General features: G+C 69.7%; 12 protein-coding genes. 4 read left to right on the top strand and 8 right to left on the bottom strand.

Annotated features, from left to right (window positions below; translation table 11 throughout):
- Positions 1-23: 23 nt before the first annotated feature.
- From mnhG to HL658_RS37825, 8 genes are all read right to left on the bottom strand, one after another.
- Positions 24-1,313, bottom strand: a complete 1,290-nt coding sequence (mnhG, locus tag HL658_RS19475) for a monovalent cation/H(+) antiporter subunit G (RefSeq protein WP_180284053.1) — start codon at positions 1,311-1,313, stop codon at positions 24-26.
- Positions 1,314-1,318: 5 nt separating this feature from the next.
- Positions 1,319-1,627, bottom strand: a complete 309-nt coding sequence (locus tag HL658_RS19470; RefSeq protein ID WP_180284054.1) for an MrpF/PhaF family protein — start codon at positions 1,625-1,627, stop codon at positions 1,319-1,321.
- Entirely contained in the window at positions 1,624-1,947 is a 324-nt protein-coding gene (locus HL658_RS19465) for a Na+/H+ antiporter subunit E (protein WP_180284055.1), read from the bottom strand. Before HL658_RS19465 ends, HL658_RS19470 begins: the two co-directional genes overlap by 4 nt.
- The gene (locus HL658_RS19460) at positions 1,944-3,476 is read right to left on the bottom strand and encodes a Na+/H+ antiporter subunit D (RefSeq protein WP_180284056.1); all 1,533 of its coding nucleotides are present in this window, start codon (positions 3,474-3,476) and stop codon (positions 1,944-1,946) included. The genes HL658_RS19465 and HL658_RS19460 overlap by 4 nt, the downstream gene beginning before the upstream one ends.
- Complete coding sequence (locus HL658_RS19455; protein WP_180284057.1) at positions 3,476-3,883, bottom strand: Na+/H+ antiporter subunit C; 408 nt, start codon at positions 3,881-3,883, stop codon at positions 3,476-3,478. Before HL658_RS19455 ends, HL658_RS19460 begins: the two co-directional genes overlap by 1 nt.
- A 1-nt stretch (position 3,884) precedes the next feature.
- Positions 3,885-4,271, bottom strand: a complete 387-nt coding sequence (locus HL658_RS19450; RefSeq protein WP_180284058.1) for a Na+/H+ antiporter subunit B — start codon at positions 4,269-4,271, stop codon at positions 3,885-3,887.
- A 4-nt stretch (positions 4,272-4,275) separates the two neighbouring features.
- On the bottom strand, positions 4,276-6,609 hold the full coding sequence (locus HL658_RS19445; RefSeq protein ID WP_180284059.1) for a putative monovalent cation/H+ antiporter subunit A: 2,334 nt from the start codon (positions 6,607-6,609) through the stop codon (positions 4,276-4,278).
- Positions 6,610-6,773: 164 nt separating this feature from the next.
- Entirely contained in the window at positions 6,774-7,898 is a 1,125-nt protein-coding gene (locus tag HL658_RS37825) for a hypothetical protein (protein ID WP_180284060.1), read from the bottom strand.
- 381 nt (positions 7,899-8,279) lie between these two features.
- Here HL658_RS37825 and HL658_RS19435 point away from each other — a divergent pair, with 381 nt between their 5' ends.
- The 4 genes from HL658_RS19435 (at position 8,280) to HL658_RS19420 (ending at position 14,193) form a co-directional block, all read left to right on the top strand.
- On the top strand, positions 8,280-9,425 hold the full coding sequence (locus HL658_RS19435; RefSeq protein ID WP_180284061.1) for an AAA family ATPase: 1,146 nt from the start codon (positions 8,280-8,282) through the stop codon (positions 9,423-9,425).
- Positions 9,422-11,914 (top strand): AAA family ATPase, encoded by a 2,493-nt coding sequence (locus HL658_RS36645; RefSeq protein ID WP_211109797.1) that lies wholly within the window; start codon positions 9,422-9,424, stop codon positions 11,912-11,914. The genes HL658_RS19435 and HL658_RS36645 overlap by 4 nt, the downstream gene beginning before the upstream one ends.
- A 259-nt stretch (positions 11,915-12,173) precedes the next feature.
- Positions 12,174-13,376, top strand: a complete 1,203-nt coding sequence (locus tag HL658_RS19425; RefSeq protein ID WP_180284062.1) for an ABC transporter substrate-binding protein — start codon at positions 12,174-12,176, stop codon at positions 13,374-13,376.
- A gap of 67 nt (positions 13,377-13,443) precedes the next feature.
- Positions 13,444-14,193 (top strand): SDR family NAD(P)-dependent oxidoreductase, encoded by a 750-nt coding sequence (locus HL658_RS19420; protein WP_180284063.1) that lies wholly within the window; start codon positions 13,444-13,446, stop codon positions 14,191-14,193.
- Position 14,194 lies beyond the last annotated feature (1 nt).

Below are 14,194 nucleotides of genomic sequence, written 5' to 3'. Positions count from 1 at the left end.
GGGACATAGATGGTGTGCCGCGGTCATCCCAGCACCACCGGCCGGTCGGGATCGTGCAGCGCGCGCAGTGCGGCACTCGCGCACACCCGCATCGGCAGCAGCAGCCCCCCGGCGTTGCCGATCACCACCACCTCCGGTGCCGGGCCGCCGGCGATCACGGACAGCAGATCCTCGCCGCCCGCCACGGTGTCGCCGCGCGCGCACCGGCGGCCGTGCGCCACCAACAGCGATTCCCCCTCCGACAGCGCGGTGTCGAGCGCGTGCGACGGTTCGCCGAGCCCGACCAGCCTCACCTCGGCCTCCGGCCAGGGGCCGAGCTGGGCCAGCCAGGAGAGCGTGCGTGCCGCCCGCGCGCTGCCATCGTGGCAGAAGGCGACACGGCGCACCGGCCGCACCGGGCCGGCGGCCACCACCACCGGCCGCACCCCGCGGGCGAGCAGCCCCAGCGCGGTGCGCAGCGGGTCGCCGGCCTCGTCGTCGCAGAGCGCGCGCGTCGCCGGAACCAGCACCAGATCATGGGCGGCCGAGGCAGCCTCGACCAGCGCGCCGGCGTCGCCCTCCTCGTGGCGCAGCGCGTGGGTCAAACCGAAGCGGCGGCAGTCGGCCTCGAACCGCTCCAGCGCGTCGGCCATGCGCTCGCGGCAGCGGCGAAGCCGGGTGTCGGCCATCATGCGGGCGTAGGTGCCGCCGCCCACCGGCATCGGCCCGACCTCCGCCAGCCGCGGCAGATCGACCACCGACAGGCCGGTGATCGCGGCGCCATGCACCCGCGCCGCGCTGACGGCGTGGCCCAGCACCGTGTCGCCGGCCCCGTTCGGCGGCAGCACCGCCAGGATGCGGCGCACACGCGTGGCCTCGGGGGCCTGGGCGGTCGGGGCCTTTGCGGTCGGCGTGGCGCGGCGCAGGTCGCGGGCGCCCAGATCGCGGATGGTGGGCATGGCGGTGCTCCTCCCTTCGGTTCGGATGGGGTCGGACGGGGCCGGCCGGCGGTCGAGCACCCCCTCGAGGTGGTCGACCTGCGTGCCGTGCCACAGCGGGGCGCCCGACACATAGGCGGCGCGGCCCAGCAGATGGCTGGCGATCGGCGTGGTCAGCAGCAGGCAGGCCAGCGCGAACAGCACGGTCAGCCAGGCCTCCGGGCTGCCGAAGGCGACGGCCGCCCCCAGCAGCACCGTGCCGGCCCCGACCACCCCGGCCTTGGTGGCGGCGTGCATGCGCAGGTACGCGTCGGGCAGCCGGGCGACGCCGACCGCGGCGATCAGCACGATGCCCGAGCCGGCGAGCAGCAGGATGGCGGCGAGGATCTCGGCCATGGCGGTCACTCCGCGGGCAGGCGGGCGGCGCCGCCCTGATCGGCGGCCCGTTCGAGCAGGCCGGCGAAGGCGGCGGTGCCCAGGAAGGAGACGAGCGCCACACCGAGCGCCACGTCCAGGAAGGCGGCGTGGCCGGCCAGAAGCGCCGCCCCGGCGCAGCAGGCGGCGGCGACGAGACCCAGCATGTCGACCGCCACCAGCCGGTCGGCCGCCGACGGCCCGCGCATCAGGCGCAGCGTCAGGATGCCGGCCGACAGCAGCAGAACGGTCATGGAGACGTGGGTGGCAAAGGTCAGGAACAGCGTCGGGGTCATGGCAGCACCTTCCGGATCTTGGTTTCGAAGCCGGTCTTGATGGCCTCGGCGGTTTCCTCCGGTCCGGCCGAGTTCATGACGTGGACGTAGAGGGTGGAGCGGTCCTCCGACACGTGGACGCTGGTGGTGCCGGGGGTCAGCGTCACCATGTCCGCCAGCAGCGTGATGCCGGCGTCGCTTGTCACGTCGAGCGGCACGGCGACGATGGCCGGGCGCCAGTCGCGCCGTGGGCTGAGGATCAGCCACGCCGTCTGCCAAGCCGACAGCAGCAGCTCCTTGACGAAGAGGACCGCGAGGTCCAGCCAGCGGAGAAGGGTCATGGCAAGGCTCCCAGGACGGTTGGACCCGGGGCGGGGGAGCCGAGGACGGCGGCGATGTAGGCGGTCGGCGACAGGAGCTCCGCCGCGGCCTCCAGCGACACCGCCACGAAGGGCTCGGCCCACAGGCTGATGGTCAGGGTGACGGCGGCCAGCGCCGTGATGGGCGCCAGCATGAGCAGCCGCGTGCGTCCGGTCAGGCCGGAGACGGCGGGAGCTCCCTCCGGCGGCTCCTTCCAGAAGGCGTAGTTCCAGATCTTGATCATGGAATAGAGCGTCAGCAGCCCGACCAGCAGCGCCACCCCGGCCAGCCAGGCATGCCCCTGCTCCAGCCCGGCGCGGATCACCGTGAGCTTGCCCCAGAAGCCCGACAGCGGCGGGATGCCGGCCAGCGACAGGGCGGGGATCAGGAACAGAACCGCCAGCAGGGGCTGCGACCGCGACAGCCCGCCCAGATCCTTGAGCTGGTAGGAGCCGCCCGCCCGCTCGATGGCGCCGGCGATCAGGAACAGGTTCGCCTTCACCACGATGTGGTGGACGATGTAGAGGACCGCCCCGCCCAGCGCGAGCGGCGTCCACACCGCCAGCCCCAGCAGCATGAAGCCGATCTGGCTGATGATGTGGAAGGCCAGGATGCGGCGGATGTCGTAGTGCGCGGCCGCCCCCAGCACGCCGGTCAGCATGGTCAGCGCGGCCAACACCGCGACCACCGGCCCCACCCATTCCGCGGCCCCGCCATAGACCAGCGTGAAGACGCGGATCATCGCGTAGACGCCGACCTTGGTCAGCAGGGCCGCGAAGATCGCGGCCACCGGCGGCGGGGCCGTGTGGTAGGAGGCGGGCAGCCAGAAGAACAGCGGGAAGACAGCGGCCTTCAGCCCGAAGGCGGCCAGCAGCATCACCGCGGTCGCCGACACCAGCCCGCGGTTCTCCGCCAGCGGCACCTTGCCGGCGAGGTCGGCCATGTTCAGCGTGCCGGTGATGCCGTAGAGGAAGCCGACCCCGATCAGGAACACCGTCGTGCCGACGAGATTGAGCACGGCGTATTTCAGCGCGCCGTCGATCTGCTCCCGCGAACCGCCGAGGATCAGCAGCCCGAAGGACGCGATCAGCATCACCTCGAACCAGACATACAGGTTGAACAGGTCGCCGGTCAGGAACGACCCGATGACGCCGAGGATCAGCCCGTGGAACAGCGGGTGGAAGCCCGCCCGCTCGCGGTCCAGCGCGTCGTGGGCGAGGCCGTAGACGGTGGTCGCCAGCGCCATGGTGGCGGCGATCACCACCATGATGGCGGCGAAACGGTCGGCCACGAAGGTGATGCCGAAGGGGGCGCGCCAGTCGCCCATCTGGCTCGCCACCACGCCGCCGTCGAGCACGCGGACCAGCAGCGTCACCGCCGCGACCAGCAGCGCCACCGCCGCCGCGACGCCCACGGCGCGCTGCGCCCGCACGCTGCGCCACAGCATGGCCGTCAGCGCCGCCGCGGCCAGCGGGATCATCAGCGGCAGCAGGAGGATCAGGCCGTCCATCACGCGGCCTCCTTCCGCGGGGCGGGGCTGGTCACCGGCGTCGGCTGCGGCGGTTCGTGCGCCGGCTCCGCCTCCCGCATGGCCTCGGTGTCGAGCGTGCCGAGCGCGCCGTAGGCGCGGTGCACCAGCACCAGCACGAAGGACACGAAGGCGAAGCCGATGACGATGGCGGTCAGGATCAGCGCCTGCGGCAGCGGGTTGGCGGCCCCGGCCACCAGCGCGTCGATCCCCGCCGCCACGATCGGCGGCGTCGGCCCGACCAGCCGGCCGGACAGGAAGATCGACAGGTTGGCGGCGTTGCCCAGCAGGATCAGCCCCAGCACCATGCGCAGCACGTTGCGGCTGAGGATCAGGTAAGCCGAGGCGGCGAGGATCACGCCGAAGGCGATGGCGAGCAGCGGCTCCATCTCACTCCTCCGTCAGTTCGAACAGGAAGGCGCAGACGGCACCCACCACGGTCAGGTAGACCCCGACGTCGAAGACCAGCGCCGTGCTCAGCACCGACCACCAGAGATGCGTCAGGAAGGGTTCGCCCAGCAGGAAGGCCGGCAGGCCGCTGACCAGCGCCAGCAGCAGCCCCGCGCCCAGCACCGCTTTCGGTGTGAAGCGCAGCGCCGCTTCCGCCGCCCGCCGGCCGAAGGCGATGGCGTAGACGGCGAAGCCGCTGGCCGCGAACAGCCCGCCGATGAAGCCGCCGCCCGGCGCGTTGTGGCCGCGCAGCAGCAGGTAGAGCGAGAAGACCAGCATCAGGGCCAGCAGCGGCCGGGCGCTGGTGCGCAGGATCACGGACGGCATGGGCCTATGCCCCTCCTTGAGGCGCTTGGGGGCGGCGCTTGAGGATGGCGAGGGCGGCCAGCCCGGCGAGGCCGAGCACGGTGATCTCACCCAGCGTGTCGAGCGCCCGGAAATCGACGATGATGACGTTGACCACGTTGCGCCCGTGCGCTTCCGGCACCGAGGCCGCGCCGAACCAGGCGCCCAGCGTCGGGTCGAAGGGGCTGGCGAGCACCGCCAGCATCACCAGCGCACCGACGCTGCCCACACCCACGGCGAGTGCCGCGTCGGTCCGGCGCTGGCCGCGGGTGCGGTGCTCCGGCTCGCGCAGCGGCAGCTTCAGCAGCACCGCGGTCAGGATGACGATGAACAGCACCTCCACCGCGAACTGGGTGAAGGCGAGGTCGGGCGCCCCGAACAGCAGGAACACCAGCGCCGAGCCGAAGCCGACCACGCCCACCGCCATGATGCCGGCCAGCATGCCGCGCGCCACCACCGCGGCCACCGCCCCCGCCATCAGCAGCAGCGCCGCCCCGGCCTCGTACACGGTCAGGTCCAGCCAGCCGGCCGGCACCGCGATGCCGCCGCCGAACAGCATGGGTGCGGCGGTCGCCGCGGCGATCACCGCCAGCGTCACGGTGGCGTAGACCCGCAGGCTGCCCGGCTGGATCAGGCGCGTCTGCCACGCCGCCAGCCACTGGAAGCCGCCGAGCGCCACGGTGTAGCCGCGCTCCGGCCCGTGGCGGTCCAGCAGGTGCCAGCGCTCCATGCGGCGGCGCAGCGGCTCCCAACGCAGGAAGACCGCGATCCCCAGCGCCAGAGTCAGCACCGACAGGCCCAGCACCGGCGTGAACCCGTGCCACAGCGCGAGCGGCGCCGGGGTAGCGCTGCCCATCGCGGCACTGCCCATCACGGCACTCACCGCCGGCTCCACCAGCCAGCCGCCCAGCGTGCCGGGCAGCAGCCCGAAGAGCACGCCGCCGGCCGCCAGCGCCGCCGGCCCCGCCAGCATCTCCGGCGGCGGGTCGTGCGGCGTCGTCTCCAGCCCGCGCGGCGTGCCGAGGAAGGCGCGCACCGACAGGATGCCGCCGACCACCACCATGGCGGCGTTGGCGAGCACACCGGCCCCGACCAGCAGCAGCGGGGCGACGGGGTGGGTCAGCTTCGCCTCGTACAGCAGCTCCTTGCCGACGAAGCCGACGAAGGGCGGCAGTCCGGCCATGGACAGGCCGGCGGCCAGCGCCACGACGGCCGTCACCGGCATCGAACGGGCGAGGCCGCCCAGCCGGGTGGCGTCGCGGGTGCCCGTCTCGTGGTCGATGATGCCGGCCACCAGGAACAGGCTGGCCTTGTAGAGCGCGTGCACGATGAGGAAGGTCATGGCCGCGGTGGCGGCGATCGGATCCTGAAGCCCCAGCAGCATCACCAGCGTGCCCAGCGCCACCACGGTGGAATAGGCGAGCACCCGCTTCAGGTCGGTCTCGCGCAGGGCCAGCAGCGCGCCGACCAGCATGGTGGCGGTGCCCGCCGTGACCAGCGCGCCGGTCCACAGCTCCTCCCCCCCGAACACCGGGTTGAAGCGGGCCAGCAGATAGACCCCCAGCTTCACCATGGTGGCGGAATGCAGGTAGGCGCTGACGGGGGTCGGCGCCTCCATGGCGTTGGGCAGCCAGAAATGCAGCGGCGCCTGTGCCGACTTGGTGAAGGCGGCCAGGATCAGCAGGACCAGGATGGCCGGGGCCAGCGGGTGCTCGGTCAGCGCCGGCCCGGCGGCGATGATCTCCGACAGCCGGAAGGTGCCCGCCGCCTGACCCAGCAGCAGGGCCGCGGCCAGCAGCATCAGCCCGCCGGCCCCGGTGACCAGCAGCGCCTGCAGCGCCGCCGCCCGCGCCCGCTCGCTCTCGCCCTTGAAGCCGATCAGCAGGAAGGAGGTGAGGCTGGTCAGTTCCCAGAACACGAACAGCGCGATCAGGTGGTCGGAGGTGACCGTGCCCAGCATCGCCGCCATGAACAGCGCCAGCACCGCCAGGAACCGCCCCTGTCGCGGATGCCCCGCCAGATAGCGCCCGGAAAAGGCGAAGACCCCCGCCCCGATGCCGGTGATCAGCAGAGCCATCAGCAGGGACAGCCCGTCCACCCGGAAGGCCAGCTCGACTCCCAGCGACGGCACCCAGCGCATCACGTCGGTCGGGATGCTCCCCGCCGCCACGCCGGGCAGCATCGTGGCGAAGCCCACGAACAGGGCGAACGGCACGGCCGCCGCCGCCCAGCCGCGAACGGCCGGCGGCAGGCGGGTGATGAGCAGCAGCGGTGCGGCGGCGGCGATGGCGGCCGCGATCGCCAGTGCGGTGAATGGCACGGTTGACCTCCTCCCCGTTGACCCGAGGGAGACTTCGCAAGCGCCGTGCCGTTCGTCGGTACGCTTTTAGATCAAGGGGTTGGCGGTGGCTCTTGGCGCGGTGTTCCGGGTTTCCGGACGGCCGGGGGCGGGCGATGTCCGGATTTCCGGACATGGGCGATGGGTCAGGGCTTGCGCCGCCGCTCCGCCGCGTCACGCTCCTCCTTCAGAAGACGGATCTCCCTCTCGAGGCGCTCCTCCCTCAGGCGGCGCTCCGCCTCATCGCGGGCACGCCGTATCTCCGCCTGTTGTTTTTCGTACGAGCGGTTCATCTCTTCCGTCCGCTGGCGGGCTTCCTCCGCGTAACGCCGGGCTCGTTCGAGCCCCTCTTGCCGGCGATTGTGGTCCTCGACGTCGCGCCGGTGTCTCTCCGCGGCGCGGCGGCGCGCCTCCTCCTCCTGCTGCATCCGGGTCATGAACTCCCGCTGCTGGCGCTCGAGCCGATCCTCCAGGTCCTCCCGGGACTCACGCTCACGGTGCCCCGAGGAGACGCTCACCGAGGGCGCCGACCCCGGCGATGTGGACAGGGTCTGCACGACGACCGTGATGGTGTTCCCTTCGGGGCTCAGGATTTGGAAGGCTACGGGTTGCCCGTTCCCGGTCGGGACGAGCTGCGGCATAAGGCTTCGCACGCGCTCGATCTTGGCCGCGTCGTTGGGGTGACGGCCGAGATGGGCGGCGATGGCGTTCGACGTCTCCGCCGAGGGGGTGGTTCGGGCGTGCGCCAGCGTGCGGTCCAGAATGATCGTCTCGGCCTCGGGCGTGGTCAGGCCGGGCACCTCCGTGTAGGGGTCGGTCAGCATCCATGCCACCGTGCCTCGGCGGTTCTGCTCCGCCGCCCGCGTGGCGATCGTCCGCTGCAACTCATCCAGCGTGGACCGCGTGGCCGGGGCCGGGCCGCCGGGTGCTCCCGGCGTCGGCCCGCCCAGACCGAGCGCCGCGGCGCGCGCCACCTGTCGCGCCGCCGCCAGGGCCGCCGCCTTGTCGGCGAAGCCCTCCGCCGCCCGCCGGAGATCGGCCAGCGCCATGATGCGGGCCGAGGGGTAGCGGGCGAACAGGTCGGCCAGCGCCGCCTGCCGCGCGGGATCGGCGGGCAGGACCCGCCAGTAGGGATCGAGGATGTCCATACCGGCCCGGACGGCGCCGGACTGGAAGGCCGCCTCGGCCCTGGCGACGGGGTCCGGCGCCGTCGTGCCGGTCGCCCCCGTCGCGGTGTTCGTGATCGATACCATCATGCACGACGCGGTCATCAAGGATGCCACCCAGCGTGCGGATACCATCGTGCGCCTCCTGTGCGCATGCCGCCCGCGCTCTTGCGGCCCGGGTACGGCTGCCGGGGGATGAACGGAAGGTTCCGCTTCGTTATTCCCTGGGTTCGAGTGTGCTCCCTGCACGCGTCAGGATGATGATCGCAGCCGGCGTGGACCATGCTCGGTCGGCGGTGCTCCGCCCATGCGTCTGAAAAGTGGATTCGATGTCAGAAATTGCGCGTTCATCGGGAGCGTGGCGGCGACATCCGCAGTGCGCATCGACGGCGTACGGATGTATGAAATTTATTGAAGATGGAATTTATTGGACAAGACATAAAGAGTACGTCATGACGATCCTGTCAGGAATAGAAGGCTTCCTGCATGTCCGTCGCGCTGCATCATCGGCCGGAGGAGCGTCGCCGTCTCATGAGGCTGCTGCTCGGCGGAACCGACATCCTCATGCTGGCGCCGCGCCGCATCGGGAAGACATGGCTGATGAAAAAGGTGGACGGGGACCTGACCGCCGCCGGTGTCACCTGCGTCCGCATCGATGTGGAGGGGATCGACAGCGAAGCCGCCTTCCTGCGCACCCTCTGCCAGGAGATCGACGGGAAGCAGACCATCGTCGGCTCGGTCACGAACTTCCTGACGACCAAGCTCAAGCAGGCGAGGTCCGGGAACGCCGGCTCCTCGCTCGCCGAGATGCTCGGCACCACCGACCCGCGGATCTTCTCCGACACGCTGATCGCCGCGCTGCACCAGCAAGGCACGCGCACCGTCATCATGATCGACGAGTTCTCGCTGTTCGTGTGGGGACTCAGCCGCAAGGACCCCGATGGTGCGCGCACGATGCTCTACCACCTGCGGCGCCTTCAGCAGGAACACACCAACGTGTCGTGGCTGCTGACCGGCTCCATCGGCCTGGACGTGGTGGCCCGCCGCCTGGGTCTGGAGGGTGCCCTGCTGGATTTCGAGAATTTCGGCCTCGCCCCCTTCGACGAGGGCGCGGCGCGGTCCTACCTTTCCGAACAGTCGAACGACGGGCTGCTCGACCAGCCCTACGACCTGACCGACGACGGATTCGCCCATCTCACCCGCGAGCTGGGCTGGCTGTCTCCCTATTACCTCGGCCACATCGCCCGCCTCGTGAAGCCCGCGGCGCCGACGCAGGCGGGCGGCCGGGCCAGCGCCGGCCGGGTGGAGGTGGAGCGGGCGTTCGAGGCGCTGCTGTCGCCGCTCCACCGCAGCTATTTCGCCCCATGGGGCGAACACATCCGCAAGAACTTCCTCCCCGAGGACACCGGGCGTCTCGAGATGATCCTCGCCCGCTGCTGCGAAACCGCGGGTGGCGAGACGGAGGACACGCTTCTGGGGCTCTTCAACCCCACGCCGGGCGCGGTCAGCCTGCGGGATCTGAAGGACCTGCTCCTCAGCCTGTGCAACGACGGCTATCTGGTGAAGGATGACGGCCGCTGGCGCTACCGCTCCGGTCTGCTACGCCGCTACTGGCTGGAGTATGTCGCGTGACCTTCCTTCCCCTGCCTCTGCTCTACAATCAGAAGTCCATGAGCGACGAGGATTTCGTCGCCGCCTTCGTGGCGCGCGGCGAATTCTTCGACCGGCTCCTGAACGTGCTGCGGCGGCAGGCGCGCGGGGGGGACAGCGAACACCATCTGATCGTCGGCCAGCGCGGCATGGGCAAATCCACCCTGCTGCGCCGGATCGCCATCGGGGTGATGCAGGACGAGGCGCTGCGCCAACACTTCATCCCCCTCCAGTTCCGGGAGGAGCAGTACAACGTCCTCACCCTCGCCACCTTCTGGCGCAACTGCGGCGACGCGCTGGCGGAATGGTGCGACCGCAACGGGCGGGAGGCGATGGCCGCCCGCATCGACCGCGCCATCGAGCGGCCGGAATGGCGCGAGGCGGACCCGGCGGCCGACGCCTTCCTGGCCCTGTGCCGGGAGATCGGCGGGCGGCCGGTGCTGCTGGTCGACAACCTCGACCTCATCCTCGACGCGCTCGACGACACGCACCAATGGACGCTGCGCCGCATCCTCCAGATGGCGGATGGGCCGGTGGTGATCGGTGCCGCCACCCACTTCATCAACCAGAGCGGCGACCGCGACGCCGCCTTCTACGAGTTCTTCCACCCCCATCTGCTGGAGCCGCTGGGGGAGGAGGAGCTGATGCGCTGCGTGCGCTCGCTGGCCGACCGGCGGGGTCCGGCCGGGGAGCCGGTACGCCGGGTGCTCGCCACCGAGCCGCAGCGGCTGCGCACCCTCTACGCCCTGACCGGCGGCAACCCGCGCGTGCTGGCGCTGATCTACCAGATCATCGAGCGCAGCGAGGGGGAGACCACCTTCGCCGACCTGGAAGCCCTGCTCGATCAGGTCACCCCCTTCTACAAGGCGCGGGTGGAGGAATACGCGACCGCCCAGCAGCGCGCCGTCATCGACGCCATCGCCCTGAACTGGGACCCCATCCTCTCCCGCGACCTCGCCGCGGCGACCGGCATCCCGGTGACCACCATCTCCACCCACCTCGACAAACTGAGGAAGGAGGGGTTCGTCCAGGAGGTGGAGACCTCCGGCGCCCGCTCCGGCTACCAGATCGCCGAGCGCTTCCTGAACATCTGGTACCTGATGCGCCACGGCACCCGCCGCGCCCGCCAGAAACTCCTCTGGCTGACCAAGTTCCTCAGCCGCCTCTACACCCCCGACGAACTCGACCGCATGGCCGCCGAGGCCCGCGACGAGGCCACCTGCCGCTGGCACCCGTATTATCGGGAGGCGGTGCTGGCGGCGTATGAGGAGGCATTCGGAGTGGGGGTGAAGGATAGCGGTAACGGCGATCCAAACGCTTTGGTAGATCCGTCATGGGCTCTATCTCTATTTAAAAAGGCGAGAATTTATTATCAGTCAAATGAATTTTGCAATGCTATTATCTTGTTTAGAAAAATAATTAATAAATATGAAAATACAAAAGACCCATTTATGATGACTGTTGTATCTCGATCTATGCTTGGCCTTGGGATTATATTTGGAGATATGAATGATGATGAAAATGAAATAAAAGAGTATGATCTTATTTTCGAAAAATTTGGAAATAATAATAATATTGAGGTGAGAAAATCTGTCGCTATGGCCCTCTTTAACAAGGGCAATAAACTTATCTCGATTGGCCGCGGTGGTGAAGCAATTTCTGCATTCAACGATCTGATTTCTCGCTTTGCCGCGTCTGAGGATGGAGATCTGGTGCGGGCAGTCGTCAAGGCATCTGCTAACAAGGGGCGCCAACTCGGCATTCTCGGCCGCATCGCTGATGCTATTACAGCCTACGACGAGGCGGTCTTGCGCGCTTCGAACACGCGAACACTCGATGGCCACGCGTACGATGCCCTGATCGCAAAGGGTAGCCTTCAGCTGGACGTGTTGGAGGACGGCCCGTCGGCCGAAGCGGCATTCCGTGCGGCGCTCGACTTCTGGGGCAACTCCCCGGTCGCGCGGAGCAAGATCGTCTGGACCCGGATCATGACCGGGCAATGGTCGGCTGCGCAGGAAGAGCGTGCCGCCCTGGGTGACGGCGATGCCGCCGCCCTGGCCCTGATCGATGCCGGGATCGCGTTCGCCGCCGACAATTTCGGGGTGGCGACCGGCCATCTCGATGCGGCCCTGGCCGATGGGCTGGAGGAGGACGGTGCCGACCCGTTCGGGACCTTCGACGACCTGCTCCGCGTCCTCCGCCTTGCCGAGATGCGGGGGTATGGGGAGAAGTTGATCGGGTGGTTCGGGGACAGCGGGCATGCGGATCGCTACGCCCCGGTCTTCGCGGCCTTCGTCGCCCTTGTCCGGGGGGAGCGGTTCCTGCTCGACGTCAACCCGGAGGTCCGGCGGCCGGCGCAGCAGATTTTCGAGCGCCTGTCGGCCCCCCGGCGCCATGCCGCTCCGCCCCCCACCGGGAACGGCGAATCTCCCCGTCCGTCCCGCCGGCCCCGGCGCCGCAAGGCGTCCTGACCCGGCGCCGGCGACGCCTGACCTGGGCGGCCATCCTGAAACAATGCATTGTATGAGCGGGTGGCTCGTGACGGTGGTTGCCGCGCGGGCACTTCTGCAACCAAGTTCCGCATGAACGGCGCCACGACGGCGCCCGACGCGCCGTCGTCGCCCCGCGGATTGTCGATGCACAATGCATTTTATGTTGACGACAGTCCCCGGCCTCGCCTATCGTCCGCTCAACAAAAGAGCCGTCCAAACGCTAGGGAGGGAGGTCATCATGCGGAGTCTGAGGACTCTTGCGGCAGCCGTTGGTCTGCTGTCGCTTGCCGTCGTCGCGCCGGCCAAGGCGCAGAGGATCGGGATCGACGAGGCCAACAAGGTGGTCACGGTCGGCGCCTTCACGCCGGTCACCGGGCCGGTGCCATTCTACGCCATCCTGACCCACGCCGCGGACGCGTATTTCAAGCACGTCAACGAAAACGGCGGGATCGAGGGCTGGACGGTCAAGTACGTCACCCAGGACGACGGCTACGAGCCGGCCCGCTCCGCCGCGGTCACCCGCCAGATGGTGGAGGGGGAGGGCATCTTCGCGCTCTCCGCCTCGGTCGGCACCGCGACCAACGCCGCCGTGCTGCCCTACGCCAAGGAGGTGGGGCTGCCCGTGGTGGGCCCGATCGGCGGGGCGTCCGCCTTCTACGTCGATCCCAACGTCTTCCCGCTGCTGCCGGATTACGGCTGGTCGGCGGCGATGAACGTCGATTACGCGGTCAACGACCTGAAGCTGAAGAAGATCGCGCTCTTGTGGGAGAACGACGAGCTGGGCAAGTCCGGCAAGCGCGGCTTCGACCTCTACATGCGGCATCTGGGGCTGGAGCCGGTGGAATCGGTGCCCTTCGACGTCAAGACCACCAGCTTCGCCCCGCACATCCGCCGCGTCGCCAATGCCGGGGCCGAGGCGATCGTGCTGTTCGGCTCCAACGCCAACCTCGCCGCCGCGCTGAAGGCCGCCGACCAGACGGGGCTGAGCGCCAAGTGGTTCGCCCCCTTCTTCACCGCCGATCCGTCCACCTACAAGCTGGCCGGCGACCTGCTGGACGGGGTCCATTTCTCGTCCTGGCTGCTGCCGGTGTCGAGCGAGGAGCCGTCCGTCGCCGCCTACCGCGCGACCGTGAAGAAGCACTACCCGAACGATCCGCAGGGCGTGTTCGGCCTGAACGGCTGGAGCAACGCCGCCGTCTTCGGCGAGGGCTTCCGCGCCCTGCTCAAGAGCGGCAAGCCGCTGACCCGCGAGAACCTCAGGGCGGCGCTGGAGTCGCTCGACGGCGTCACCGTCGGCGGGGCCAAGGGCGTGACCTTCAAGCCGGGCGACCACCGCGGCACCCGGCAGGAGGGCATCATCCAGGCGCACAAGGGCCAGTTCGTGCTGGTCCGCGACTTCCGCCCCTATCCGGATGTGGTCTTCAACGCCAAAGCCGACTGATATCGTCGGGGCATCCCCGCCGATCGGGGCGGGGGGGCCTTTCCGTTCGTCACAAAGGGACTGACGCATGCCTCATGTTCATCTGAGCGGACCCCCGCGCCTGGAAGGGCAGGTCGCCCTGGTCACCGGTGCCGCCGGCGGCATCGGCCGGGCGACGACCCTGGCGCTGGCCGAGGCCGGGGCCCGCGTCGTCGCCACCGACATCGCGGAGTCCGCCGCCTTCGACCATGAGCGGGTGGAATACCGGCGGCTCGACGTCACCAACCGGGCGGCCGTCGCCGACACCGTGGCCGGGATCGCCGGCACGCTAGGGCGCATCGACATCCTGATCCTGTGCGCCGGCACCATCTCGCACCGGCCGCTGGGAGAGTCCACCGACGAGGAATGGCGCTCCATCCTGGACGTCAACCTGATGGGTGTCGTGCACCCCGTGCGCGAGGTCATGCCGGTGATGGAGCGGCAGGGCTACGGCAAGATGGTGGCGCTGGGCTCCATCGCCGCGAAGATCGGCGGCGTCGCCTCCGGCCCCTCCTACGTGGCGGCCAAGTCGGCGGTGCACGGGCTGATGAAGTGGGTCGCCAAGGCCGGTGCGGCCAAGGGCATCTACGCCAGCATCGTGGCGCCCGGCCCGGTGGAGACCCCGATGTGGGAGACGGTGACGCGGAAAGCGGCGCCGTCGGCCAACGGCAACGTGCCGCTCGGCCGCTTCGGCCAGCCCGACGACATCGCCCAGGCCATCCTGTTCCTCGCCTCCCCGCAGTCGAACTGGATCACCGGGACCGTACTCGACGTCAACGGCGGCATGCTGATGGATTGAT

Source organism: Azospirillum oleiclasticum (assembly GCF_013423485.1).
Lineage (GTDB): Bacteria > Pseudomonadota > Alphaproteobacteria > Azospirillales > Azospirillaceae > Azospirillum > Azospirillum oleiclasticum.
The sequence above is the reverse complement of the archived record's forward strand: the minus strand, read 5'-3'. Positions and strand labels throughout refer to the sequence as shown.